The sequence below is a fragment of the Bradyrhizobium sp. P5_C11_2 genome (assembly GCF_054049755.1).
Genome location: NZ_JBFULT010000462.1, coordinates 1 through 6,025, shown reverse-complemented (window position 1 = coordinate 6,025; position 6,025 = coordinate 1). Strand labels below are relative to the sequence as shown.

The window sequence follows — 6,025 nt, the reverse complement described above, 5'->3', positions numbered from 1 at the left end:
ATCATGTAGAACACGGTGGTCTTGCCGGCGCCGTTCGGACCGAGCAGGCCGACGGCTTCGCCGCGGCGGACATAGATGCTGACGCCGCGCACCACCTGGCGGCTGCCAAAGCTCTTTTCCACGCTATGCACAGCCAGGAAGCCCGGCCGCTTCAGGAGCTGCGGCCCGCCTGAGCCGTTGGTGCCGGCTTTGGCCGGTTGAGCCGGCGGCTGGCGCGGCCGCGGCGGCTCGGCGTGGAACTGGTCCGGCGCGTAGCCCGGCTGATCCCGGGCGACTGGGGCTGCGTCCCGCAGCGGGCTGGTCACCAGGCCGCCGACGCTGTCACCGAGCGAGGTAATGTCCTGACGTGCAAATCCTGGCCGGCCGCGCTTGGCGGGGCGCCGACGGAACATGCTGAAGAGATCGACCATCCCCGCCTTCTAGCCTTTCGCGAAGCTCGCGCGATTTGCCGCGCCGGCCTCAGGATTCGCCGACGCAGCATGAATTAAGGGATGTCTCATGCCCAGTGAAACACGCCCGAAAAGCGGCGAACCCCGCTTCGAAAGCCCTGCGCGCTAAATACAGTCTCGCCGGGCAAGCTTCAACCTCGGATCGGGGGCATCCAGATCAAGCCTTTGAACTTCCTTTTGAAATTTACTTCTTGCCGGCACCGGGCAATTGCAGGGGCGATCCCGCGCCGGGTTTGGCCGGAGCGCCCGGACTACCCGATCCGCAATCATTGCCGCCGCCCTGCGGCAGCAAGGCCTGCACCCTGCCGCTGTCGGACTCCACACGCGACACCCCGGTCGTCATGTCGACCGCCAGCCGGTCGCCGCGCAGCACGTTCTTGCACTGCGTCAAGACCACACCCCCAAGCATGGTGATGAGATTGGTCTTGGTGTCGAACACGGCGGTCTCGCCGGTCACGACCTGGTCCTTCTGGGTGACCACGACATTGCCGCGCGCCTCCAGCCGCTTGATCGAGGAGCTGCCACCCGGGCCCGGCGTCGCCGACTGCATCGGCGCCGACTTCGCGCCCTTTGCGGCCGCGGTTTGCGCAGCCGCGGGCTGCGGCGTCGCCGGCTTGTCGCCGCCGGATTCGTAGAACACCACCAGCGTCTTCGAGGTCATGGTGGTGTCGCCCTGCACGACCTTCACATTGCCGGAGAAGGTCGCCTCCTTCTTCTTGTCGCGCATCTCCAGCGAGGCGGCTTCGATCTGGATCGGCTGATCGCGGTTCTGCGAAAAGCCCTGCATCGCGTTGGGCACACCTTGCATCGTGCTCTGCGCGAGCGCCGCGCCCGTTGCCACCAGCGCGACGAGGAGCGCGGCCGCGCTGACGATGGCGCTCCGCTTGTGTTCGCTGCGCGGAAAAAAAGTCGTCATGAAACTCATCTTGAATTGGCAGACTTGTTCTGAAGCGTGCGCGTCTTTGCCGGCGGCGCGGGCTCGGCCGGCACAGGCTGGGCGGCGGCGGGATCATCCAGCTTGTCCAGGTGCATCACCACATTGCCCTCGAAGCGAATGAGATCGCCGCCTTCCGTGATTCGCAGCCGATCCGCCGTCAGCGTTCCGTTGGTCAGCTTGACGTCGACATGCTCGTCCGAAGTGACCGTGCCCTTGCCCATGTCGACGAAAGCCGAGTTCAGCCGCGCCTCATAGCCGGTCGAGGTGCGCAGGAAGATGTCCTTGTGCAGGTCGAGCTGCTGCTGCTTGTTGTCGAACCGGCCGGTGCGGGCATCGAGGAACAAGGTCGATTGATCTTCCATCAGCACCTTTGCGCGCAGATCCGCGAGATCGACATGATCGGGGTCGGTGATGTCCTGCGTTGCGGTCTTGGCCCAGAGCTCATAGGGCCGCTGGTCCGGCGTGAAGCCGGACATATGCGGCGACTCCATGGTGATCCTGGTGCCGGTCACCACGAGGTTTCCGGCGTCGAGCTTCAGGGGGATCTGGAAGGGGTTCAGAAAGGTCGAGACGGCGACGATCGAGGCCATCGCCACCACCACCGTCGCCGGCACCGCGATGCGCAGAATCCGCACCAGGCGGCTGTGGCGCGCCGCGCGGGCAAACCGCGCCGCAAGCGCGGCGTCATAGGTTGGGTAGTGGGCCGAATTCACCTGGGCTCCTGAGGTGTCGCTCGCCTTCTCGGGTCAAACGCGCCAATCGAAAGTGGCGCATTGTACCCGGCACCGCCGAATTATGCAGCCTGCGACAGGCCGTTACGAAAGTGTCCGAAACGGGGCGCCCGCCCCAGCCTAACGGCCGCCCGACGTGTCAGGAATGCGCGAAAATGTCCTCTTCCTCCCAGCCCTGGAGGTCGAGCATGGCGCGGGTCGGCAGGAAGTCGAAACAGGCCTTCGCGAGCCCCGTGCGGCCCTCCCGCACCAGCATGGCATCCAGCCGCTCGCGCAGGCCGTGCAGATGCAGCACATCGGAGGCGGCATAGGCAAGCTGCGGCTCGGTCAGGCTGTCGGAGCCCCAATCGCTGGACTGCTGCTGCTTGGAGAGGTCGACATTGAGCACCTCGCGCACGAGGTCCTTGAGGCCGTGGCGGTCGGTATAGGTGCGGGTCAGGCGGGAGGCGATCTTGGTGCAGTAGATCGGCCCGGTCATGACGCCGAAGGTCTGGTACAGCACCGCAACGTCGAACCGCGCAAAGTGGAAGATCTTGGTGATCGCGGGATTGGCCAGCAGCGCCTTCAGGTTCGGCGCGTCGGTGTGGCCCTTGGGGATCTGCACCACGTCGGCGCTGCCGTCGCCCGGCGAGAGCTGCACCACGCAGAGCCGGTCGCGATGCGGGTTCAGCCCCATGGTCTCGGTGTCGATCGCCACCGCTCCGGTGTAGCGTGTGAGGTCGGGCAGGTCGCCGCGATGCAGGCGTACGGTCATGGCGTTTCAAAACCTCGGGTCGAATCGGTAGCGTCGGCACAACAGGCTAATCGGGATTGTCCGCGATGTATCCACTGGCGGCGGGCTGCGCAAGCGCCGGAGCAGCGTTTTGCAGGCCGTCAGATCGCCAAGAGCATGATGCAGATCATCGCCGCCACGGTGATGCGGCTGGCGCCATCGCGGAAGGTGTAGATGATGGGATCGTCCGGCATCTCGCGGCGATGCGCCATCATCAGGGCGCGGCCGAACCAGTACAGCAGCAGCGGGTTCAGGAGCCACAGCATCCAGGGACGGCTGTACAGCGGGGTCACGGCGGACGAGGACACGTAGAGCGAGAACACCGTCACCGCGTTCATGGCGCTCGCAGCCGCCATCGCGGCGATGACGTGCAGGTCGGTGATCCTGTAGTCGCGGTTGGAGGGATCGGCCAGGCCCGCGCCCTGGCGCATGCTGAGCTCGCTGAAGCGCTTGATCAGCGCCAGCGCGGTGAACACGAACAGCGAGAAGATCAGCAGCCATTCCGACAGCACCACGCCGACGCCGACGGCGCCCGCGACGATGCGCAGCGTATAGAGGCCGGCGAGCGTCACCACGTCGACCAGCATCTTGCGCTTGAGCACGAGCGAATAGGCGATGGTGGTGACGAGATAGGCGGCGAGCACGCCGAGGAATACGGGCGAGATACAGAGGCTGGCTGCGACCGCGAACAGCCACAGCGCAGGGATCGCGAGCAGCGCCGACGAGATCGGCAGGTCACCGGCCGCGAGCGCGCGATGGCGCTTGGTCGGGTGCTGGCGGTCGGCTGCGAGATCGAGCAGATCGTTCATCAGATAGGCGCCCGAGGCGCAGGCCGAGAACGCCAGAAACGCCAGCAGCGCAGAGCCGAGCGTCGCCAAGCCCATCTGATGCGCCGTGATCGCCGGCACGAACACCAGCGTGTTCTTGGCGTATTGGTAGACCCGCAGCGCCTTCGCCCAGGTCTTCAGGGTGGCGCGGCTGCCGCTGCCTTCGCTGATGCGCGCGATCGAAGCGCGATCGAACGGCAGCTTGTCGGCCGCGACGAGATCCGCCGGCGTAACGACGCCGTCGAAGCCGAGATGCGCGGCAATGCCCGCGGCATGATCGGCGAAGCGCCCGGCGACCAGATAGATCTTCTCGCCCCGCGCCCGCGCCGCCAGCGCCTGGTTCAGCACGCCGGGATCATAGGGCAGATGGGCGTAGTCGATGTCGGCCTGCGCCAGAATAGCCGTGAGCGCTGCCATGCCCGGGCGTCCGCCCGCGCCGAAGCGGGCAAGCATGCGGCCGGGGCTGGAGAACAGCGCCTCCATCAGCAGTTCCGAGCGCAGCAGCGCGCCTTCGAGATCAATGACGAGGGTCCGGGCCGGCGCCGGGATGGCCGACGGCTCGGGCGCGCTAGACTCGTACTGCCAGKCAGGCTGCTCCATCCGAAAACGCTCTGACTTACCGCAACATGACCGGCCCAAAGGCCGGGGCGGCCGGGGAGCAGGGAAATGGACGGCCGCGAGCCTAGGGCAGCATTCGCTAAAGGCGGCTTAATTCGGTTTAGCGGGGTGGGTGCGGGATGTCCGCGAGCCGGACCGTCCAGACCGGCGCCGAGTCGCCGAATCATGCGAATTCAAGATGAATTCGAACCCGATTCTTGCCTATGGTTCGATTCGACTGCCTCGCTCCAGTTGTTAAAAACAATATTGACTAGGAGAGGACGAGCCATCTAGTTAGGCTTTGAAAAATCTACCCTTTTTCTACTTACCCAATCGACCACATCACACTAAGTTCTTCAACCTTTGGCTGCGGCATCTTTGCTTCCCACCTCGCAGCGTGTTTCAGTCATTCCTCGAGGGAAGCGCTTGAAATAGAAGTTATGAGCGACGACCTGATTAACCCGACGTTCAAGACCTTGAGAAGGCGGACCATCGAATTGGCGGCAACGACCTCTTGCAACGATCCGGATGCCGACGCGCTCATACTATTCTATGCTGCAGAATGCGGTCTCAAGGCCTTGTACATGTCGGTCAATTCGCTGAAATTGGCGTCCGACGACAATGGCGCTCGTGGTTCGGCGCGTTCATTTGGTCATCGATTAGATTATCTAATTGCAGAGTTGAAGATAGCGCCAAAAGATCTTCCAAGCAGACCATCGACTCTAAAACTCAAGTCTGGTGACGCGATCAATGTCCGACATCTCCATGAAGCGTGGAGATACGGCGACAAGATACAAATGCACGCTGACGTCGTAACGTGGTTAAAGTGCGTTTTGAAGTTTGTGCGTGAAAGGCTCTAATGACCGACGTAGCTGAAGAACAAGCAGAACGAGCACCTTCCGGACGGGAGCCGATCACGTGGATCGATGTCGCTCGTAAGCTTTCGACCTTGGAGCCAGTCTCGACAGAGTGGGACCAGCGACCGAAATGTCTTGTACGAGCACAGGTTGATTGGACGGGCATAATCCTTGAAGTCCAAAACAACGTGAATCAGGAAACCATCCTGAAGTGGTTGGCCAGCGTATTCCCATCCCGAGTGGAAAACGGTGCGAATGGTGCTTCGCCTTACTTGCGATTGGATGGCCCAGCATATGCCGAAAAGCTCCCAATTGAGATCGAAGTTCGCACTGACATTGATGGAGTTGCGCTCCCATTCCTGGGATCAATCGATTCGCGGATAAGCTTGGATGATAGCCCCTATCGTCCGCATTCTCTCAGTGTTCCCATTGTCGCCTGTCACTCCGTAAAGGGCGGAACTGGCCGCACAACTATTGCCGTAGCCACGGCCAAATACTGGCAGTCGAAGATCTCCAAGCCTATCTTGCTAGTCGACGCGGATTTGGAGGCTCCAGGCATCAGCTATCTATTCCGTCATGTTAGGAGCGAAACGCGCATCGCCTTAGAGGATTTGATCGCGCTAGCGCATTCTGATGAAAGTGAGGGGTACGCGAAGACGATAGAATTTGCCGCGGCCCGTTTGGCTGATCACAAGCTTGACGACGGAATTGTTGTACTTCCGTTACGTCGCGACCTCGACGAACTAGCAAGCTCGTCGCTTCGAGCGGAGCATCTTTCCACTTCCAGCCATCCATTTGCTCTTTCAGAACTGCTCGGACGCTTGGCCGCAGCAAGTGGTTGCGGCGGTGTCGTCG

At 62.6% G+C, this 6,025-nt stretch carries 7 protein-coding genes; 2 read left to right on the top strand and 5 right to left on the bottom strand.

The window, feature by feature from the left end:
• The 5 genes from ACXJL8_RS31075 to ACXJL8_RS31055 form a co-directional block, all read right to left on the bottom strand.
• Nucleotides 1–410, bottom strand: a 410-nt coding sequence (locus ACXJL8_RS31075) for an ATP-binding cassette domain-containing protein (protein WP_456686155.1), incomplete at its 3' end; no start/stop codon positions are given.
• A gap of 223 nt (nt 411–633) precedes the next feature.
• Nucleotides 634–1,365 carry an LptA/OstA family protein gene (locus tag ACXJL8_RS31070; RefSeq protein ID WP_456618570.1) on the bottom strand — a complete coding sequence of 244 codons (732 nt, stop codon included), beginning with the start codon at nt 1,363–1,365 and terminating at the stop codon, nt 634–636.
• Nucleotides 1,366–1,370: 5 nt separating this feature from the next.
• Complete coding sequence (lptC, locus tag ACXJL8_RS31065; protein ID WP_456618571.1) at nt 1,371–2,099, bottom strand: LPS export ABC transporter periplasmic protein LptC; 729 nt, start codon at nt 2,097–2,099, stop codon at nt 1,371–1,373.
• Nucleotides 2,100–2,256: 157 nt separating this feature from the next.
• Nucleotides 2,257–2,871 carry a ribonuclease D gene (locus tag ACXJL8_RS31060; protein WP_456618572.1) on the bottom strand — a complete coding sequence of 205 codons (615 nt, stop codon included), beginning with the start codon at nt 2,869–2,871 and terminating at the stop codon, nt 2,257–2,259.
• 119 nt (nt 2,872–2,990) lie between these two features.
• Complete coding sequence (locus tag ACXJL8_RS31055) at nt 2,991–4,316, bottom strand: UbiA family prenyltransferase (protein WP_456686154.1); 1,326 nt, start codon at nt 4,314–4,316, stop codon at nt 2,991–2,993.
• 437 nt (nt 4,317–4,753) lie between these two features.
• Here ACXJL8_RS31055 and ACXJL8_RS31050 point away from each other — a divergent pair, with 437 nt between their 5' ends.
• Both ACXJL8_RS31050 and ACXJL8_RS31045 read left to right on the top strand, forming a co-directional pair.
• Complete coding sequence (locus ACXJL8_RS31050; protein ID WP_456618574.1) at nt 4,754–5,173, top strand: hypothetical protein; 420 nt, start codon at nt 4,754–4,756, stop codon at nt 5,171–5,173.
• The coding region (locus ACXJL8_RS31045; protein WP_456686153.1) for a hypothetical protein at nt 5,173–6,025 on the top strand (853 nt) is incomplete at its 3' end. The genes ACXJL8_RS31050 and ACXJL8_RS31045, both read left to right, overlap by 1 nt.

What these genes read in the sequence shown, in the direction of transcription:
- ACXJL8_RS31050 (WP_456618574.1), top strand. Translation starts at nt 4,754, where the DNA reads ATGAGCGACGACCTGATTAACCCGACGTTCAAGACCTTGAGAAGGCGG.
- ACXJL8_RS31060 (WP_456618572.1), bottom strand. Translation starts at nt 2,871, where the DNA reads ATGACCGTACGCCTGCATCGCGGCGACCTGCCCGACCTCACACGCTAC.
- ACXJL8_RS31070 (WP_456618570.1), bottom strand. Translation starts at nt 1,365, where the DNA reads ATGACGACTTTTTTTCCGCGCAGCGAACACAAGCGGAGCGCCATCGTC.